Origin of the sequence: Caballeronia grimmiae (assembly GCF_000698555.1) — a bacterium.
In the GTDB taxonomy this organism is placed as follows: Bacteria; Pseudomonadota; Gammaproteobacteria; order Burkholderiales; family Burkholderiaceae; genus Caballeronia; species Caballeronia grimmiae.
Genome location: NZ_JFHE01000037.1, coordinates 37135 through 56119, shown reverse-complemented (window position 1 = coordinate 56119; position 18985 = coordinate 37135). Strand labels below are relative to the sequence as shown.

Here is an 18985-nt window from a genome sequence, read left to right as displayed (position 1 = left end):
CCCACCCCGCAAAGGTGGGGTTTTTGCGTTTGCGGGCGCAATTTACGCGATATCACAACTCCCCTTCATCGCCCGCGCTCCTAGACTCCGTTCCTACTAGCCCCTTCGCAGTTACCATTCGCCTCGAAATACTGTATAAATATACAGTATAGCTAGAGGCCGTCACGTGTCACGCATGAGCGGCCCCGTCCAATTTCGAACGGGAACTCATGGGTGCCGCACTTTCATTGCTCGATTTCGAACTGACTGCCCGCCTGCAGCAGCAGCTTTGGCAAGGCGAGCAGTTCAGCACGTCGCATCCAAACGTTATCTCGAGCGGTTATCGCTTGCTCGATCGCGTTTTGCCTGGCGCAGGCTGGCTGCCTGGCACCGTTACCGAGGTGCTGATCGAAGAGAGCGGCGTCGGTGAAATCAGACTGCTTGCACGCTCGCTTCGAGAGCTGACGACCACTCAGAGCCGATCCGTCGTATTCGTCGCGCCGCCGTGGATGCCCAACTTCGCTGCCTTCCGGGCAATGCACATCGCAACGGACAAGCTGGTCTGGGTTAGAGCGGCCGATGAACAGGTGCTTTGGGCCGCGGAGCAGTCGCTGAAGCAGGAGGGCATCGGCGCGGTGTTGGTCTGGCTGCCCAAGGCGCGTCCTGAAGCCTTGCGCCGGCTGCAGGTGGCGGCCCAGGAGTCTCAATCGCTGGCGTTCTTGTTTCGCCCGCTCAATGCCGCGAAGCAATCTTCCGCCGCGCCACTGCGCATGGTTTGCAAGCCGATATTGCCGCCTGCCGCGCAGACGATGAACCGCCGCGAATGGATCCAGGCCGTCATGCTGGAAATCGACATCATCAAGCGGCGCGGTCCGCTGCTGGGAAAGCCATTGCAGCTGCGCCTGCCGTTGCAGTTGCCTGCGTTGCCCGAGCATCTGCGACGCGCGAGCCAGCAAAGGAAAGCACGAGAGGTCAATCATGTTGTGGATAGCGGTGACATTGCCGCTATTATCGCTCGAAGCAGTCAGGCCGCCATCGATGCCATCCGCATCGGCGAGTTCGATTTCGCCTGGAGCGAGGCCGACGGGCAATGACCACGCGGCAGACGCCATCGACGAGCCTTGCTTTGCGCTTGCCGATCACGCGCGCATTCTGCTGCCCGATCTCATCGCGTTTCGGCTTGGCGTGCGGCCCGGCAGCACACGCTCGCACGCGTTCGCGCTGGCGCCGCGCCTGACGCTGCTTGCGGTCGATATCAGCGAGGAGCAGCGCGCGCTCGAAGCCGTCGCGCTGGCCTTGCTCGTATTTACGCCGAAGGTCGTGCTTGCGCACGCCAATACGGTGCTGCTGGAAGTCAGTGGGAGCACGCGGCTGTTTGGCGGACTGCGCGCGCTGCTATTAAAGGTGGCGTCCACGGTGAAGGGCTGCGGATTCACCTCGCGTCTAGGGTGCGCGCCAACCGCGTGGGGCGCGTGGCTGCTCGCGCACGCGCGTACGCGTCGGGTGACGCGTCGCGTGCGGATCGTGAAAGAGACGACGCTCCTGCGCGTTCTCGATGCCTTGCCCGTATCGCTCGTTCCGTCGGCGGAATCGCATGGCAACGTGTTCGAACAGATCGGCTGCTCGACGCTTGCCGATCTGCGCCGCCTGCCGCGCAAAGGCGTGGCGCGCCGGTTCGGACAAGGCATTCTGCAGTGGCTCGCACAGGCGTACGGGCAGGCCCCCGATCCTCGCGAGGTGTTTTGCGCGCCGGCATCGTTCGAAGCGCGGCTCGAATTGCAGGCGCGCGTCGATAGTGCCGAGGCCTTGCTGTTCGCGGCGCGCCGGCTCGTGCTGCAACTGGCCGGTTGGCTGAGCGCGCATCACGCCGCAGTCAGCGGGTTTGCGCTGCTGCTCGAACACGAACTGGCTGCGCGCAACGCGCCGAAGACTTCGACGCTCCAGATTGCCTGGGCCGTGCCGACGCGCGATGCCGACCACATCCTGTGGCTGCTGCGCGAAAAGCTGAATCAGACGACGCTCATCGCGCCGGTCATCGAGATGAAACTGCTTGCCGACAAGGTCAGCGAGCACACGCCGCCGTCCGACACGCTGTTTCCGATGCCGGCTTCCGATAACGAATCGATGGCGAAACTGCTCGAACGCCTGAGTGCGCGCCTGGGCGCCGAAAACGTCGTGCAACTGGTCGAGCGGGAGGATCATCGGCCGGAGGCGGCGATGACGGTCGAGCCCTATCAGGTCGCGCGCGATGCCAGGCCGAAGCGCGGCAAAAAGCCGAAGGAGGCGCCTGCCGAAGCGGCTCCCGACGAAGAGCAGGAAATGGAAGCGGCGGACATGGAACCGGGCGAGCAGCTCGAGCTGCCCGACCTGGCCGTGCCTTCGCAGCCGCGACCGTCGTGGATTCTGGAGACGCCGCAGCCGCTGAAACTGCGCAACGAGCGGCCGTTCTACCGTCGTCCGCTGAAGTTGATCAGCCGCACGGAGCGCATCGAGGCGGGATGGTGGGACGGCAACGGTGTTCAGCGCGATTATTACGTCGCTTCGGACGATCGCGGCCGCATGTTCTGGCTCTATCGCGAGCGATTGAGCGGCGCTTGGTTCCTGCACGGATTTTTCGGATGACGCGCTCATGGACGATCTGAACGACATCATCGGTCTGAGCGGCGAAGGCAGCGGTTCGTCGGGCGCGGTGTCCGCGTCGGCGCTTTTGCCCGGTTACGCCGAATTGCATTGCCTGAGCAACTTTTCGTTCCTGCGCGGCGCGTCGCATCCGCAAGAGCTGGCGCTCGCCGCGCACGAGCACGGTTATACCGCGCTCGCCATCACCGACGAATGTTCGCTCGCGGGCGTCGTCCGCGCGCATGGCGCGATCAAGGACATCGAGGCGAAGGCGAAAGCGGCCATCGAGGCCGCGCGGCTTGCCGGCCAGCCGCTACCCGACAAGCCGACGTTGAAGCTCATCATCGGCACCGAACTGCATCTGACGGATGCCGACGGGCAGCCGTTCTGCACGCTCATCGCGCTCGCGACGAACCGCGAAGGCTACGGCAATCTGTCGGAACTGATTTCGCTGGCGCGTTCGCGTTCGCCGAAAGGCCGCTATCGGCTGGGCCCGGAAGACTTCACCGATCCCGCCGCGTCGTCCGATGCCACGGATGTTACCGATTTGCGCGGCGATATCGCGCACCTGAAGCATCTGCCCGGCTGCCTGCTGATTCTCGTGCCGCAACGCTCGGCAACGCTCGCCGACACGCTCGACCGCGCCCATTGGCTCGCCGGTTTCGCAGCGGGGCGGGCGTGGCTTGCCCTGGAGTTGTGGCAAGACGGCAGCGACGACGAGCGCCTCGCCTCATGCCGCGTGATTTCGGAAGCGAGCGGTCTGCCGCTCGTCGCGGCAAGCGGCGCGCTGATGCACGCGCGATCGCGCAAGCCGTTGCAGGACACGCTGACCGCCATTCGCCTCGGCCGTCCGCTCGGCGAGTGCGGTTATGCGCTCGAAGCGAACGCGGAGCGGCATCTGCGCACGCGCTTGCGTATCGGCGCGCTGTATCCGAAGGCGGCGATCGCAGAAACGCTCAAAGTGGCCGCCCGCTGCACATTCCGGCTCGACGAGCTCGAGTACGAATATCCCGAGGAACTGGTGCCGCGCGGCGAGACGCCCGCCAGTTATCTCCGCAAGAAGGTCATCGAGGGCGCGAAGCAGCGCTGGCCGGACGGTTTCGACGCCGACACCATCGGCCAGATCGACAGAGAACTGGAACTCGTCGCCGAACTGAAATACGAGAAGTATTTTCTGACGGTCTACGACATCGTCGCGTTCGCGCGCAGCAAGGGCATCCTCTGCCAGGGACGCGGCTCGGCGGCGAATTCCATCATCTGCTTCTGTCTCTTCATCACCGAACTCGATCCGGTCCGGATGGGCCTCCTGGTCGAGCGCTTCATCTCGCGGGCGCGCAACGAGCCGCCCGATATCGACGTCGATTTCGAGCATCAGCGACGCGAGGAAGTCATCCAGTACATCTATCAGAAGTACGGGCGGCATCGCGCGTCGCTGGCGGCGTCGGTCACGACGTATCACACGAGAAGCGCGCTGAAGGACGTCGGCAAGGCGCTCGGGCTCGATGCATCGCTGATCGAGCGCATCGGCAAGTCGCAGCAGTGGTGGGACGGGCCGTCGGCGGTCGCCGGTTATCTCAAGGAGGCGGGTTTTAGTGAGGACTCGCACATCACGCGGCATCTCATCCGCCTGACGCGCGAACTGCGCGGATTTCCGCGTCACTTGTCGCAGCACGTCGGCGGCTTCGTGATTGCGCGCGAAAGGCTGTCGCGGCTCGTGCCGATCGAAAACGCCGCGATGAAAGACCGCTGCGTGATCCAGTGGGACAAGGACGACATCGACCAGCTCAAGCTCCTGAAAGTGGATGTGCTCGCGCTGGGCATGCTGTCGGCGATCCGGCGCGCGCTCGAATTCGTTGCGCTGCGGCGCGGCGTCCCGAATTTCGGCATTACGCACATTCGCCGCGAAGACAGGGCGGTGTACGAAATGTGTTGCCGCGCGGACACCATCGGCGTGTTTCAGATTGAATCGCGGGCGCAGCAGAGCATGCTGCCGCGCTTGCGGCCCCAGACATACTACGACCTCGTGATCGAAGTGGCGATCGTGCGGCCCGGCCCGATTCAGGGCGGCATGGTGCATCCGTATTTGCGACGCAAGCAGGGCCTGGAGGATGCGGACTATCCCAAGGAAGAACTGCGGCCCGTGCTCGGCCGCACGCTCGGCGTGCCGATTTTTCAGGAGCAGGTGATGAAGCTCGCGATGGTCGCGGCGGGCTATGCGGCGGAAGAGGCCGATCAACTGCGCCGCGCGATGGCCGCCTGGCGACGCGGCAGTCATCTCGAGGAATATCAGGCCGATCTGATGAAAAAGATGCTCGCGCGCGGTTACGAGCACGACTTTGCGGCGCGCGTCTGCAAGCAGATCGAGGGGTTCGGCGAATACGGTTTCCCGGAAAGTCATTCGGCGAGTTTCGCGCTGCTCGTTTATTTCAGCGCGTGGATCAAGCGTTACGAGCCCGCGGCGTTTCTTGCCGGCTTGCTGAACAGCCAGCCGCTCGGCTTTTATTCGCCGTCGCAGCTCGTGCAGGACGCGCGGCGTCACGGCGTCGAAGTTTTCGCGCCGGACGTTTCGCTGAGCGACTGGGAATCCGTGCTGGAAAGGGCGCCCGGCAACGGCGAGCGCGTCGTATTCGATCCCGGCAGAGAGCGGCGGCGGCAGCAATTCTATGGCACACCGCTGCCGGATCAGGTGTTCCGCAAAACCATGCGGCGCGGTGCGCGCAAGCTGAAAGCGCGCATCATGCTGGCCGCGCAGCGATACGGCGCCAATGGGCCGGGCGTGCGCATCGGTCTGCAACTGATCAAGGGTTTGCCGCAGGCGGCGGCCGAGCGGATCATGATCGCGCGCGCCGAAGCGCCTTTCGCCGATGTGGACGATCTCACGCGGCGCGCGGCCCTGTCCCGCCGCGAACTCGAGGCGCTGGCCGCCGGCAATGCGCTTGCGAACATCGCGGGACATCGGCGTCAGGCGTGGTGGGCCGTCACTGCGCAGCAGCGTGCGCCGGAACTGCTGCGCGATGCGCCGATGACCGAAGCGCCGCTCGCGTTGCCGCAGGCATCGGAAGGCCGCGAAATCGTCGATGATTACGCGAGTCTCGGGCTCACGCTCAATCGCCATCCGCTGGCGTTGCTGCGCGCGAAGCTCTCGCGCCTGCGCTTCAAAACCGCCGCCGATCTGGCGGATCTGAAAAGCGGGCGCATCGTGCGCGCATGCGGCATCGTGACGGTGCGTCAGCGGCCGGGCACGGCAAACGGCACGATCTTCGTTTCGATCGAAGACGAAACGGGCGCGATCAACGTGATCGTCTGGCCGGGGCTCGTTGAAAAACAGCGCAAGGTATTGCTTGGGTCATCGCTGCTCGGTGTGCACGGCGTCTGGCAGAACGAAGGCGACGTGCGGCATCTGGTTGCGCAACGGCTCGAAGACCATACTTCGCTGCTCGGCCGCCTCGCCGCCGCGAGCCGCGATTTCCACTGACGTTAATGCGGCGGGAGCGCCGGATAGCGGGCCAGCACGTGTGCGATGGCCGTATCGAACGGCGTGCGCCGGCCAATGCCGAGCGCCTCCAGCCGCGCCGAATCGAGATGGCAATCGCGCGGTCGAGGTGTCGCATCGGCCGGCGTGCGCTGCGCAACGAGTTTCGCGTCGACCTTCAGCGCCCGCGCGATGCGTTCCGCGATATCGAACTTCGTCATCGGCTCGTCGCCGGACCATTGCGTGATGCCGGAAATCGTCGCGCCCCGCGCGTGATGCTCGATCATCCCGCGAATCACGACCGCGACATCGGGCGTGTACGTCGGATAGCGCGTCGCCCAGGCGTCCATCGTAGCGGGCGCGTTGGCCGTATCAGCCGATGCGACGATCGCCGGCGTGAGGCTCGTCACTGCGGATTCGCTCCAGTCGACGACCGGCCCGTAAAGCAGCGGCAAGCGCAGCACGCAGGCGTGCGGATCGCAGCCGAGCAGCGCGTTTTCGCCGTCCAGCTTGCTTTGGCCGTAGGCGTTGAGCGGAGCGGGCGCGTCATCGGGCGAATACGGCGGGGACGTGCCGTCGAAAACGTAATCGGTTGAAATCGACAGCACCCACGCGCCCAGCGCGCGCGCTTCGGTGGCAATCGCGCCGAGCGCGTCGACGTTCAATGCGCGGGCGAGCGCGGGATCGTTCTCGCACACGTCCGGCCGGCGCTCCGCCGCCGCGACGACGATCACCTGCGGCTTCTCGCGGCGCAGGAAGGCGCGCACGGCGTCGTGATCGCGGATATCCAGCGGCACGCTGTCGGCAACGGCACGGCGATGCGCCGTACACACGACGCGCCAGTCCTTCGCCTGCCGCGCCAGTTCGACGGCAACCGCGCGCCCCAATAGTCCCGACGCGCCGATCAGCGCGACAGTGAAGCGCTCCGCGCCCGTCATGCCGACGCGACGCCGACGACCGTGTACCCCGCATCGTCGATGGCGTCCTTCAGTGCCTGTTCGGACTGCGTGGAGTCGACCGCGACTTTGCCGTTTTCGAGATCGACGCGCACTTGCGCTTGCGGATCGATTTCCTGAATCGAGCGCGTGACCGCGGCAACACAGTGCTGGCAACTCATACCCTGAACCTGAAATTCCGTCATGTCGGTTTCCTCTTTAAATGACTCTGCATATCACCATCGTATACGTTGCCATGATGGGAAGGTGTAGAGTCGAATCAATAAATGATCAGGGAGTTGACCATGAACATCGGCGAGGCTGCGCGCGCGTCAGGCGTGACGGCCAAGATGATTCGTTACTACGAGAGTGTTGGGCTGCTCAATCCGGTTGGACGCACGTCGGCGGGGTATCGCGTGTACGGGCCGCAGGAGGTCCATGCGCTGCGCTTCGTGCGACAAGCGAGGAGGCTCGGCTTTCTCGTGGAAGACATCCGGAAACTGCTGGCGCTTTGGCAAGACCGGTCCCGCGCGAGTGCGGAAGTGAAGGCGATTGCCCTGGAGCACGTCGCGGAGCTTGACCGGCGCATCGCGGAGTTGACCGATATGCGCGACACGCTCGCACATCTGGCGAAAAACTGTCATGGCGACGGGCGGCCCGATTGCCCGATCTTGGACAAATTGGCGCAGTAGACGCACCGATATGGTGCATTGAATTGGCTTTTCGTTTGGAGTCAAGCGGTTACGGCGTTGTTACCGCGCACCATTCCGAAACAGAATGCACTTGATGCATGCATTTCACTACCGCATCACAGAGGGTGTCGCTATAATTCGGGTTATCCCTAATGCGGGTTATCCCTGACCCGAACGCCAGGGACCAACAGAATCCTTGGAGAAACATCATGTTTGCAATCCTGCTCGAAAAACTCAGCATCTGGTTTGAAGCCGCCGAACAACGCCGCCGCGAAGAGTACCTCGCGCAATCGTCGGACGTGGTTCAGCTGGAAAAGCGCATCCGCTCGCTCGAAAACAACGGCTACAACTTCTAAGGCGAAACCGCCCGGCGCGAAAAGCGCCAGAAGTCGAACGAGAAGCCCCGCATCGCGGGGCTTTTGTCTTTTCAGGCGTGCTACGCAGCCAGAGCGAATCTCACTTCTTCGCCGGATGCGCGGCCAGCCATTGATTCATGAACGCGATTTCCTTGTCCTGCGCCGCGATGATGTCCTTCGCCAGCTTGCGCAGCTTCGCGTCTTTCCCGTACTTCAGTTCGATCTTCGCCATGGCCACGGCGCCCCGGTGATGCGGGATCATGTGCGCGACGAAATCGCGGTCCGCGTCGCCCGTGTATTCGATATCGGACATCGCCGACATCATCGACTGGTCGGCTGCCTGAAAAGCCGCCGTGGAAGGAAGGTCGGTGTCGCTAGCTGCGGATTGTTCCGCATGCATGCCCGGCATGTCGCCGTGTGCCGGAACTGCAGTCTGTGCGATGGCGGTTGCGCTGCAGAAGGCGGTAAAGACGGCAAGTAGCGCGCTTGTGGGTTTCATCGATACTCCTTCGGATCTCGTGCGGATTGGAGCGCCTAGCGTAAAGCCTGCCAGCGGGGTAAGGTAAAGCGTTTCGTCTATTCAATCGAGCAAGCGATGCCAGGCTCCATTCGCCAAACAATGACGTTGCGTATCTGTGCTCTCGCAGCCGTATGCCTTCCTTTCACCCAGGCGGCTTTCGCCAAGCCCGGCGGTGAACCGCTGGTGCTCGACACGCAGACCGGCATTCACAGCGGCGTGAGCGGCACCGTCCTGCAAAGCGCGCCGCTCGGTGCGCCGGGCATGGTGCCGATGGCGACGCTGCCCGGGCTGCCGCAACAGGAGCAGCAGCCCATCGTCGTTTCGCCGTACGTCCAATATGGCGGCGAGAGCGCCGCGCCGCCGGCGAACGGCCAAGGCTATTACCGGCGACAACGCGGGACGTATCCCTGAACTCGCGTGCGCTCAGTCCGCGCGGTGCTCCAGATTGAACGATGCGTTCGCGTCCTGCCCGAGCGCATCGACGAGATAGGGCAGCGCGGCCTTTAGCTCGCTCGCCAGCTTGTACGGCGGGTTCAGGATGAACATGCCGCTGCCGAAGAGGCCGAAGCCATCTGCCGGCGCGGCCTTGACGGTCAGTGTGGCGTGCAGCCATCCACTCGGCTGAATCGCCTTCAATTGTTCCGCGAACCGCTGCGATTCCATCCGCGCGACTTGCGGATACCACACCGCGTAGGTCCCCGTCGCGAACCGCTTCAGCGATTCCTCCAGGCACGACAGGGTGCGCGCGTAATCGCGCTTGTCCTCGTAAGAAGGATCGATCAGAACCAGCGCCCGGCGCGGCGGCGGCGGGAGAAGCGCCTTGATGCCGTCGAAGCCGTCGCCTTCGTAAATCATGGCGCGGCGGCCGGCGTCGCGGAAGTTGTGACGCAGCACGTCGATTTCCGTGCTATGCAACTCGAAGAGCCGCATGCGGTCCTGCTCGCGCATCGCGCGCCAGGCCAGATAGGGCGAGCCGGGGTAGAAGCGCAAGCCGCCCTCCGGATTCAGCGCCCGCACTTCGTCGACGAAATCCGCGAGCAGCGGCGGCAAGTCGGTGCGGTCCCACAGCCGCGCGATGCCGGTTTCGTACTCGGCGTTCTTCGCTGCAAAGCCTTCGGTGAGCGCATACACGCCCGCACCCGCATGGGTGTCGATGTACCAGTACGACTTGTCCTTCGTCCCGAGATAGCGAAGCATCTGAACGACGATCGCGTGCTTCAGCACGTCGGCGTGATTGCCGGCATGAAAGGCGTGGCGGTAACTGAGCATGGCGAATGGCGCGTAAGAGAAGCTAAACGGTCGATTGTAGCGGAGCACACGCTCGCGGCTTACGGGTTCATACGCTGGTGCGGTGCATCACGACGTTCATGCACAATAGCCGGTCCGGGCCGCGCGCAACAGTCGGCCGAACGGCATAGGCGGTGTCGCATCATCTGCGCGATTGTTCCTATGCCGAACGGCCAGCTTGATGGCCCTCTGCATCGCATGTTGTCATTCAGTCATCCGATAGGGAGATTCGCATGTCACAGAACGGTAAGCTCGACGGCAAGACGGCAGTAGTGACGGGTGCGGCGAGCGGCATCGGCCGCGCAATCGCTTTCACGTTGGCCGATGCAGGCGCGGCGGTAGCCATCGCCGATCTGAATCAGGCCGGCGCGGACGCCGTGGCCGCCGAAATTCGTGCGAAAGGCGGCAAGGCGATCGGCATTGCAATGGACGTGACCGACGAGGAAGCCGTCGACAGCGGCATCGAGCGCGTCGCGGCGGAACTAGGTTCCGTGGACATTCTCGTGTCGAACGCGGGGATTCAGATCGTCAATCCGATCGAGAGCTACGCCTATGCCGACTGGAAAAAGATGATGGCGATCCACGTCGACGGCGCGTTCCTCACTACGCGCGCCGCGCTCAGGCATATGTACAAGGACGATCGCGGCGGTGTGGTCATTTATATGGGTTCGGTGCATTCGCACGAAGCGTCGCCGTTGAAATCGGCTTACGTGACGGCGAAGCACGGTTTGCTGGGCCTCGCCCGCGTGCTCGCGAAGGAGGGCGCGAAGCACAATGTCCGTTCACATGTCGTCTGCCCGGGTTTCGTGCGCACGCCGCTCGTCGACAAGCAGATTCCGGAGCAGGCGAAGGAACTGGGCATCAGCGAGGAAGAAGTGATTCGGCGCGTGATGCTCGGCGGCACGGTGGACGGCGTGTTCACCACGGTCGACGACGTCGCGCAGACGGTGCTCTTCCTGTCGGCATTCGAAACAGCGGCGCTGACGGGGCAGTCGTTCGTCGTCAGCCACGGCTGGCACATGCAATAAGGAGCGCCGCTTCATGGCCGACATGGAACCGCTCGCGGAGCACGAAGCCGCGCCCGAAGCCACCGCCGGTGCCGCGTCCGGCAAGCGCATTGCGTTGCCGCCCTACGAGACCGTCGCGCTGATGCTCCAGGGCGGCGGCGCGCTCGGCGCCTATCAGGCGGGCGTCTATCAAGGGCTGCACGAGGCGGATATCCATCCGAACTGGATCGCCGGTATTTCGATCGGCGCGCTGAATACGGCGATCATCGCGGGCAATGCGCCGGAGAAGCGCGCGACGCGTCTGCTGGAATTCTGGGAAACCATCTGCCAGCCGGCCTTCGGTTTCCCGTTGCCCGCCTTCGCCGAGCGCGCCTTCTTCGAATCTCCCGACGAGATCCGTAAGGCGTTTACGGCGCTGCAGGCGGTCGGGGCGCTCGTCGAAGGGCAAAAGGGCTTCTTCGTCCCGCGTTTTCCGCCGCCGTCGCCGCTCGCCGCCGGTTCGCCGCAAACCGCGAGCTACTACGACACGACGCCGCTCAAGGCCACGCTCGAACGCCTCTGCGACTTCGATCGCATCAATTCACGCGAGACGCGCGTGTCGGTCGGCGCGGTCAATGTCGGCACGGGCAACTTCGCCTATTTCGACAACACGCAGATGAAACTGCGCGCCGAGCATTTCATGGCGTCGGGCGCGCTGCCGCCCGGTTTCGCGGCTGTCGAAATCGACGGCGAGTTCTACTGGGACGGCGGCCTCATGTCGAACACGCCGCTCTACGAGATCGCGCAGGCAACCCCTCGCCGCGACACGCTCGGTTTTCAGGTCGACTTGTGGAGCGCGCGCGGACCGGTCCCGGACAGCATCGTCGATGTAATGGGCCGCGTGAAGGACGTCCAGTATTCGAGCCGAACCCGCCTCGTCACGGATCAGATGCAGCGCGCGCAGCGATACCGCAACGTGCTGCAGCACGTGCTCGATCTCGTGCCGGAGGACGTCCGCAAGAACGACGAGTGGTGCCGCCTCGCCGCCGAGCTTTCGTGCTCGAAGCGGTACAACGTCATTCACCTGATTTACCGGCAGAAGGAATACGAGGGCCATTACAAGGACTATCAATTCGGCCTGTCGACCATGCGCGAGCACTGGGAGAGCGGACTCACCGATATCCGCCGCACGCTCGCGCATCGTGACTGGCTGGAGATGCCGAACGGCGAAGCGCGTTTCGTCACTCACGATATTCACCGCGACGAACGCTGATCCGCCGAACGGCCGTCCCGGCGCGCTTTGTCACTACTTTGTATAATCCGACCGCGCCGCTCCCATCGTTCTTTACGCTCTCGTCCCGATGAATTCGATCGCTGTCTGCTTCGTTTGTCTCGGCAACATCTGCCGGTCGCCCAGTGCGGAAGCGGTCATGCGCGATCTGGTCGGGCGTGCGAGGCTCGCGGACCGGATCGTCATCGATTCGGCGGGCACCGGAGACTGGCACATCGGTCAGCCGCCGGACGAGCGCGCCCAGCGTATAGCGAAGAAGCGGGGCTACGACTTGTCGAGCCTGCGCGGGCGTCAGGTCGGGGCGGAAGATTTCGCGCGCTTCGACCTTTTCATCGTCATGGACGACGCGAACGTTGCGGCGCTCGCATCGGTCTGTCCGCCGGAGCACCGGGACAAGATCCGCCTGCTGATGGAATTCGCCACACTGGATGACAGCCGCGTCGTCGTCGATCCCTACTTTGGCGGCGACGAGGGCTTCGAGCGCGTGCTGGATCAGTGCGAAGACGCGTGCGCCGGCTTGCTCAAGGCCCTGCGCGCCCAGTTGATGGCCTGAGCGGCGGCGGGCCGCACGGCCCAGAAACAGCGCGCGAAAAAATCCCCTTAAACCGCTACATATTTCGCCCCGGATACTTGACTAAAACTGTGGGATATTTATACTTGACGAAAATCATCGAGTATTAGCGTTAGCCCCCAATTATGAGACTCACCACGAAAGGCCGTTTCGCCGTCACGGCGATGATCGACCTGGCGTTGCGCCAGGAGCAGGGCCCGGTGACGCTGGCAGGCATCAGTCAGCGCCAGCGCATCTCGCTTTCCTACCTCGAACAACTGTTCGGCAAGCTGCGGCGCCATGAGATTGTCGAATCGGTGCGCGGTCCGGGTGGCGGGTACAACCTCGCGCGCCGCGCGGAAAACGTCACGGTGGCCGACATCATCATCGCGGTCGACGAGCCGATCGACGCAACCCAGTGCGGCGGCAAGGGCACCTGCGAAGGCACGAAGCAGCACGACGGCCATTGCATGACGCACGAACTGTGGGCGACGCTCAATCAGAAGATGGTCGAGTACCTCGATTCCGTCTCGCTGAAGGATCTGGTCGACCAGCAGCGCGCCCGCGAAGGTTCTGAGGCCGTGCTGCGCGACCGGCGCGCCGAGCCGGCTGGCGTCGAGGCCGCGCGTGTCGTCCCCAAGGGACCGAATTCCATTTTCAATCTGGCCGGATGATCTGCGCCGCCGCGCGAAGCCGGCAATGGCAGCGCGGCAGGCAGCGGCCTGGCAGACGATTTGACCGTTTAATCCGGAGCGACTGATGAATAACGATATTCCCCACCTGCCCATTTACATGGACTACAGCGCGACGACGCCGATCGATCCGCGCGTGGTGGACAAGATGATTCCGTATCTTCGCGAGCAGTTCGGCAATCCGGCCTCGCGCAGCCATCAATATGGCTGGGATGCGGAGCGTGCAGTCGAGGAAGCGCGTGAGAACGTCGCCGCGCTCGTCAACGCCGACCCGCGCGAAATCATCTGGACCTCGGGTGCAACGGAATCGGACAACCTCGCCATCAAGGGCGCGGCGCACTTCTACAAGAGCAAGGGCAAGCACATCATCACGGTGAAGACCGAGCACAAGGCCGTGCTCGACACTTGCCGCGAACTGGAGCGCGAAGGCTACGAAGTCACGTATCTGGATGTGAAGGACGACGGTCTCATCGACCTGGAAAAGCTGAAGGCGGCGATCCGCCCGGACACGATTCTCGTCTCGGTGATGAGCGTGAACAACGAGATCGGCGTGATTCAGGATATCGAGGCGATCGGCGAGATCACGCGTGCCAAAGGCATCATTTTCCACGTCGATGCCGCGCAAGCGACGGGCAAGATCGAAATCGACCTGCAAAAGCTGAAGGTCGATCTGATGTCGTTCTCCGCGCACAAGACGTATGGCCCGAAGGGCATCGGCGCGTTGTACGTGCGCCGCAAGCCGCGCGTGCGCATCGAAGCGCAGATGCACGGCGGCGGTCACGAGCGCGGCATGCGTTCGGGCACGCTCGCAACGCATCAGATCGTCGGCATGGGCGAGGCGTTCCGTATCGCGCGCGAGGAAATGGCGACCGAGAACGAGCGCATTCGCATGTTGCGCGACCGCTTGCTCAAGGGCCTACAGGATATCGAAGAGGTGTACGTCAACGGCGACATGGAGCGCCGCGTGCCGCACAACCTCAATATCAGCTTCAACTTCGTGGAAGGCGAATCGCTGATCATGGCGGTGAAGGATGTCGCGGTGTCGTCGGGATCGGCGTGCACGTCGGCTTCGCTCGAGCCGTCGTATGTGCTGCGTGCGCTTGGCCGCAACGACGAACTCGCGCACAGCTCGATTCGCTTCACGGTCGGCCGCTTCACGACCGAGCAGGATGTCGATTACGTCATCAACCTGCTCAAGAGCAAGATTGCGAAACTGCGCGATCTGTCGCCGCTCTGGGAAATGCACAAGGACGGCATCGACATTTCGACCATTCAGTGGGCGGCGCACTGAGCGACGCGCGTCATCGAATAAAGGAGAGTTTGAATCATGGCTTATAGCGACAAGGTTCTGGACCACTACGAAAACCCGCGCAACGTCGGCTCGTTCTCGAAGGACGACGACACCGTCGGCACCGGCATGGTCGGCGCGCCCGCTTGCGGCGACGTGATGAAGCTGCAGATCCGCGTCGGCGCGGACGGCGTGATCGAAGACGCGAAGTTCAAGACGTACGGCTGCGGCTCGGCCATCGCGTCGAGCTCGCTCGTCACCGAATGGGTGAAGGGCAAGACGCTGGACGAGGCGCTGTCGATCAAGAACACGCACATCGCCGAAGAACTGGCGCTGCCGCCGGTGAAGATCCACTGCTCGATTCTCGCGGAAGACGCGATCAAGGCAGCGGTCGCCGATTACAAGGAGCGTCACGGCGCAGCGGCTCCGCAAGCGCAGGAAGCGCAAGCGAAGCAGCAGGCAGCGTAAGGACGAGCGCGCGAGCATCAGCGCGCGCATACGGTTTTCGAAGCAAGGCATGGCCGCAGCGGCGCCGCATCATCGGCGGCAACGCTGCGACAAGGCGGGATTTGAGCGCGAGAGACGCGAAGACTATGGCAATCACGTTGACGGAGAAGGCGGCACAACACGTGCAGAAGTATCTGACGCGACGCGGCAAGGGCCTCGGCCTGCGCCTGGGCGTGCGCACGACGGGCTGCTCGGGTCTGGCTTACAAGCTCGAGTATGTCGATGAATTCGCACCGGAAGACATGGTGTTCGAATCGGCCGGCGTGAAGGTCGTGATCGACCCGAAGAGCCTCGCGTACCTCGACGGCACCGAACTCGACTTCGCCCGCGAAGGGCTGAACGAAGGCTTTCGCTTCAATAATCCGAACGCGAAGGACGAATGCGGCTGCGGCGAATCGTTCCGCGTATGACGCGAGTGACGCCGGCGGTTTCGGCATAAGAGGCGGCGCTGGCCGCCTTTTTCATTCGCGTTTCTTGAACACATACCAACGTCATGGCCACGCTCACCGACAGTCACTTCGATCTCTTCGACCTGCCGCAGACGTTCGCCGTCGATCGCCAGAAGCTCGACGACGCCTATCGCACCGTGCAGGCGCAGGTTCATCCTGACCGCTTCGCCGCCGCCGGCGACGCCCAGCGACGCCTCGCGATGCAATGGGCGACGCGCGCGAACGAGGCGTATCAGACGCTGCGCGATCCGCTCAAGCGCGCGCGCTACATGCTGTCGCTGCGCGGCGTCGATGTCGGCGCGGAAAACAATACGGCGATGGAGCCGGCTTTCCTGATGCAGCAGATGGAATGGCGCGAGAATATCGAGGATGCCGCCGCCGCGAAGAACGTCGGCGCGCTCGAGGCATTGCTCGACGAACTGCGCGACGAAGAGCGCGTGCGCTTCACGAAGCTCGAAGCGCTGATCGACAGCAAGGCGGACCAGGCGGCGAGCGAAGCGGTGCGTCAGTTGATGTTCATCGAGCGCGTGGCGCATGAGATCGGCGAGCAGATCGAGCGGCTCGAACACTGACCAGCACGCGCCGGATACAACCCCACAAGACCAACGATGGCTTTACTGCAAATCTCAGAACCCGGCATGGCGCCTGCGCCGCACCAGCGGCGCGTCGCGGTCGGCATCGATCTCGGGACCACGAATTCCCTCGTGGCCGCCGTGCGCAACAGCGTGCCCGAAGCGCTGCCCGATGAGGACGGCCACGTGCTGCTGCCGTCCGTCGTGCGCTATCTGGACAAGGGCGGCCGGCGCATCGGCCGGATCGCGAAGGAAGAAGCCGCCACCGATCCACGCAACACGATCGTCTCCGTCAAGCGCTTCATGGGCCGCGGCAAGACCGAAGTGGAGGGCGCGGAGAACGCGCCGTACGACTTCATCGACGCGCCCGGCATGGTGCAGATCCGCACCGTCGATGGCGTGAAAAGCCCGGTCGAAGTATCGGCGGAAATTCTTGCGACGCTGCGTTATCGCGCGGAAGACACGCTCGGCGAGGATCTCGTCGGCGCGGTTATCACCGTGCCCGCGTATTTCGACGAAGCGCAGCGCCAAGCGACCAAGGATGCGGCGAAGCTCGCGGGCCTGAACGTGCTGCGCCTGCTGAACGAACCGACCGCGGCCGCGATCGCGTACGGCCTCGACAATGGCTCGGAAGGTCTCTACGCGGTGTATGACCTCGGCGGCGGCACCTTCGATCTGTCGATTCTCAAGCTGACGAAGGGCGTCTTCGAAGTGCTCGCGGCGGGCGGCGATTCCGCGCTCGGCGGCGACGACTTCGATCACGCGCTGTACCGGCATGTGCTCGCCCAGGCGGGCGTTCAGCCGGAAGCGCCGGAGGACGTGCGCCTGCTGCTCGATCACGTGCGCACCGCGAAGGAAGCGCTCTCGTCGGCGAACGAAGCGCGCGTGCAGGCGACGCTGTCGACCGGCGCGCACATCGACGTGGCCGTGACCGAAGCGCAGTTCGCCGCGCTGACCGAATCGCTCGTCGCCCGCACGCTCGGGCCGACGAAGAAGGCGCTGCGCGACGCGAAAGTCACGCCCGCCGACATCAAGGGCGTCGTGCTGGTCGGCGGCGCGACGCGCATGCCGGTCATCCGCCGCGCGGTCGAGGCGTTCTTCGGCCAGCCGCCGCTCGTCAATCTCGATCCCGATCAGGTCGTCGCGCTCGGCGCCGCGGTGCAAGCGGATTTGCTCGCGGGCAACCGGCGCGGCGAAGGCGACGACTGGCTGTTGCTCGACGTAATCCCGCTGTCGCTCGGCGTCGAAACGATGGGCGGCCTCACCGAAAAGATCATCCCGCGCAATTCGACGATCCCGACCGCCCGCGCCCAGGATTTCACGACCTTCAAGGACGGCCAGACGGCGATGGCGATTCACGTCGTGCAGGGCGAGCGCGAGCTTGTCTCCGACTGCCGGTCGCTTGCGCGCTTCGAACTGCGCGGCATTCCGCCGATGGCCGCGGGCGCCGCGCGTATCCGCGTCACGTATCAGGTCGATGCGGACGGCCTGCTGTCCGTGTTCGCTCGCGAGCAGTTGTCGGGCGTGGAGGCGTCGGTGGTGGTGAAGCCGTCCTACGGTCTCGCCGATGACGACGTCGCCCGCATGCTCGATGAGAGCTTCAAGACCGCCGAGACCGACATGCGCGCCCGCGCGCTGCGCGAGGCGCAGGTCGAAGCGGAGCGCCTCGTCGAAGCGACGCACGCGGCCATCGCCGCTGACGCCGAACTGCTCGACGACGCCGAGCGCGCGCAAATCGACACGCTAGCGGCCGAACTGGCGAGGCTTTCGAAGGGCGATTCGACGCAGCAAATCGAAGACGCGACGAAGACGCTATCCGCCGCCACCGACGAGTTCGCCGCGCGCCGCATGAACAAGAGCATTCGCCGCGCGCTCGCCGGCCGCAAGCTCGACGACGTCTGATCCACTCAAGTATCCACGGAAAACCATGCCTCAAATCGTTGTGCTGCCTCATGTCGAACTCTGCCCGGACGGCGCGGTGATCGACGCCGATGCCGGCAAGAGCATCTGTGACAACCTGCTGGAACACGGCATTGAAATTGAGCACGCGTGCGAGAAGTCGTGCGCGTGCACGACCTGCCACGTCATCGTCCGGGAGGGTTTCAACGCGCTGGAACCGTCGGAGGAGACCGAAGACGATCTCCTCGACAAGGCCTGGGGCCTGGAACCGACTTCGCGGTTATCATGTCAGGCGATGATGCCGGCCGAGGACGACCTGGTGGTCGAGATTCCCCGGTACTCCATCAATCATGCCAAGGAAAATCACTGACAGGAGGCTCGCCCATGAAGTGGACGGATACCCAGGAGATCGCGATGGCGCTCACCGACGCGCATCAGGATGTCGATCCCCAATACGTGCGTTTCACGGATCTGCATCGCTGGGTGACGGAGCTCGACGGTTTCGACGACGATCCGCAAAAATCCAACGAAAAAATCCTCGAAGCGATTCAGGCGGCGTGGATCGAAGACGCGGATTACTGAATTCCCCACTGCATCGGCATCAAAGAACGGCGGCGCTCGCGAGAGGCCGCCGTTTTTCATTTGACGCGCGCCATAGATAGCCCGCACGGCAGCCCGCACGGCTTGCCACCCGCGAATCTTGACAGAACTTGACGCCGCCAGCGTTGTTCACGCTTCCCCTGCCACTTAAAATCGCGCCCGCTGTGTGCCGGCAAGCAACGCCGGCCGCATTCCATCACGCCCAGACGCCGCAGTAATTCGCGCGTCGATGTTTGGCATAACGAACAAAATCTTACATGCCTCGCTTCGAGGCGGCGTGTGGCCGTCCGT

The 18985-nt window shown here is 63.9% G+C and carries 21 protein-coding genes; 17 read left to right on the top strand and 4 right to left on the bottom strand.

Going from position 1 to position 18985, the window contains the following annotated elements; genetic code table 11:
- Positions 1-209 precede the first annotated feature (209 nt).
- Genes imuA through BG57_RS25215 form a run of 3 tightly spaced genes read left to right on the top strand, consistent with a single transcriptional unit; the run spans position 210 to position 6073 of the window.
- Positions 210-1073, top strand: coding sequence for a translesion DNA synthesis-associated protein ImuA (imuA, locus tag BG57_RS25225; protein ID WP_035969261.1), 864 nt, complete (start codon positions 210-212; stop codon positions 1071-1073).
- Complete coding sequence (locus BG57_RS25220) at positions 1018-2601, top strand: Y-family DNA polymerase (RefSeq protein ID WP_035969259.1); 1584 nt, start codon at positions 1018-1020, stop codon at positions 2599-2601. Before imuA ends, BG57_RS25220 begins: the two co-directional genes overlap by 56 nt.
- Before the next feature lie 7 nt (positions 2602-2608).
- Complete coding sequence (locus BG57_RS25215) at positions 2609-6073, top strand: error-prone DNA polymerase (protein WP_081850982.1); 3465 nt, start codon at positions 2609-2611, stop codon at positions 6071-6073.
- Positions 6074-6075: 2 nt separating this feature from the next.
- Here BG57_RS25215 and BG57_RS25210 read toward each other — a convergent pair whose 3' ends face one another.
- A complete protein-coding gene (locus BG57_RS25210; protein ID WP_035969257.1) occupies positions 6076-7008 on the bottom strand; it encodes a dTDP-4-dehydrorhamnose reductase family protein in 933 nt (310 codons plus the stop codon).
- Positions 7005-7211 carry a heavy-metal-associated domain-containing protein gene (locus tag BG57_RS25205; RefSeq protein WP_035969255.1) on the bottom strand — a complete coding sequence of 69 codons (207 nt, stop codon included), beginning with the start codon at positions 7209-7211 and terminating at the stop codon, positions 7005-7007. The genes BG57_RS25210 and BG57_RS25205 overlap by 4 nt, the downstream gene beginning before the upstream one ends.
- A gap of 99 nt (positions 7212-7310) precedes the next feature.
- Between BG57_RS25205 and cueR the strand changes: the two genes are divergently transcribed.
- Both cueR and BG57_RS32720 read left to right on the top strand, forming a co-directional pair.
- A complete protein-coding gene (gene cueR / locus BG57_RS25200) occupies positions 7311-7697 on the top strand; it encodes a Cu(I)-responsive transcriptional regulator (protein ID WP_035969253.1) in 387 nt (128 codons plus the stop codon).
- Between the two features lie 209 nt (positions 7698-7906).
- Positions 7907-8053 (top strand): DUF3563 family protein, encoded by a 147-nt coding sequence (locus tag BG57_RS32720; protein WP_152562693.1) that lies wholly within the window; start codon positions 7907-7909, stop codon positions 8051-8053.
- Between the two features lie 100 nt (positions 8054-8153).
- Here BG57_RS32720 and copM read toward each other — a convergent pair whose 3' ends face one another.
- The gene (copM, locus tag BG57_RS25195) at positions 8154-8552 is read right to left on the bottom strand and encodes a CopM family metallochaperone (protein ID WP_035969251.1); all 399 of its coding nucleotides are present in this window, start codon (positions 8550-8552) and stop codon (positions 8154-8156) included.
- Positions 8553-8648: 96 nt separating this feature from the next.
- On the opposite strand from copM, the gene BG57_RS25190 reads away from it, so the two are divergent.
- Positions 8649-8984, top strand: a complete 336-nt coding sequence (locus BG57_RS25190) for a hypothetical protein (RefSeq protein ID WP_052005986.1) — start codon at positions 8649-8651, stop codon at positions 8982-8984.
- 12 nt (positions 8985-8996) lie between these two features.
- Here BG57_RS25190 and BG57_RS25185 read toward each other — a convergent pair whose 3' ends face one another.
- Positions 8997-9842, bottom strand: a complete 846-nt coding sequence (locus BG57_RS25185; RefSeq protein ID WP_035969249.1) for a 23S rRNA (adenine(2030)-N(6))-methyltransferase RlmJ — start codon at positions 9840-9842, stop codon at positions 8997-8999.
- A 251-nt stretch (positions 9843-10093) separates the two neighbouring features.
- On the opposite strand from BG57_RS25185, the gene BG57_RS25180 reads away from it, so the two are divergent.
- The 11 genes from BG57_RS25180 to iscX all read left to right on the top strand — a co-directional run bounded on the left by BG57_RS25180 (position 10094) and on the right by iscX (position 18676).
- Complete coding sequence (locus BG57_RS25180; RefSeq protein ID WP_035969247.1) at positions 10094-10888, top strand: 3-hydroxybutyrate dehydrogenase; 795 nt, start codon at positions 10094-10096, stop codon at positions 10886-10888.
- A gap of 13 nt (positions 10889-10901) precedes the next feature.
- Positions 10902-12119: a DUF3734 domain-containing protein gene (locus BG57_RS25175; protein WP_035969245.1), complete on the top strand. Its 1218-nt coding sequence runs from the start codon at positions 10902-10904 to the stop codon at positions 12117-12119.
- Between the two features lie 88 nt (positions 12120-12207).
- Positions 12208-12690, top strand: coding sequence for a low molecular weight protein-tyrosine-phosphatase (locus BG57_RS25170; RefSeq protein WP_035969244.1), 483 nt, complete (start codon positions 12208-12210; stop codon positions 12688-12690).
- Positions 12691-12833: 143 nt separating this feature from the next.
- On the top strand, positions 12834-13361 hold the full coding sequence (iscR, locus tag BG57_RS25165) for a Fe-S cluster assembly transcriptional regulator IscR (protein ID WP_035969242.1): 528 nt from the start codon (positions 12834-12836) through the stop codon (positions 13359-13361).
- 85 nt (positions 13362-13446) lie between these two features.
- A complete protein-coding gene (locus BG57_RS25160) occupies positions 13447-14670 on the top strand; it encodes an IscS subfamily cysteine desulfurase (protein ID WP_035969241.1) in 1224 nt (407 codons plus the stop codon).
- Between the two features lie 36 nt (positions 14671-14706).
- Positions 14707-15135 (top strand): Fe-S cluster assembly scaffold IscU, encoded by a 429-nt coding sequence (gene iscU, locus BG57_RS25155; RefSeq protein ID WP_035969238.1) that lies wholly within the window; start codon positions 14707-14709, stop codon positions 15133-15135.
- A gap of 125 nt (positions 15136-15260) precedes the next feature.
- A complete protein-coding gene (gene iscA / locus BG57_RS25150; RefSeq protein WP_035969235.1) occupies positions 15261-15584 on the top strand; it encodes an iron-sulfur cluster assembly protein IscA in 324 nt (107 codons plus the stop codon).
- Positions 15585-15667: 83 nt separating this feature from the next.
- On the top strand, positions 15668-16195 hold the full coding sequence (gene hscB, locus BG57_RS25145; protein WP_035969233.1) for a Fe-S protein assembly co-chaperone HscB: 528 nt from the start codon (positions 15668-15670) through the stop codon (positions 16193-16195).
- Between the two features lie 36 nt (positions 16196-16231).
- Positions 16232-18097: a Fe-S protein assembly chaperone HscA gene (gene hscA / locus BG57_RS25140; protein ID WP_035969231.1), complete on the top strand. Its 1866-nt coding sequence runs from the start codon at positions 16232-16234 to the stop codon at positions 18095-18097.
- Positions 18098-18122: 25 nt separating this feature from the next.
- Entirely contained in the window at positions 18123-18464 is a 342-nt protein-coding gene (fdx, locus tag BG57_RS25135) for an ISC system 2Fe-2S type ferredoxin (RefSeq protein WP_035969229.1), read from the top strand.
- 14 nt (positions 18465-18478) lie between these two features.
- Positions 18479-18676, top strand: coding sequence for a Fe-S cluster assembly protein IscX (gene iscX / locus BG57_RS25130; protein ID WP_035969227.1), 198 nt, complete (start codon positions 18479-18481; stop codon positions 18674-18676).
- Positions 18677-18985 lie beyond the last annotated feature (309 nt).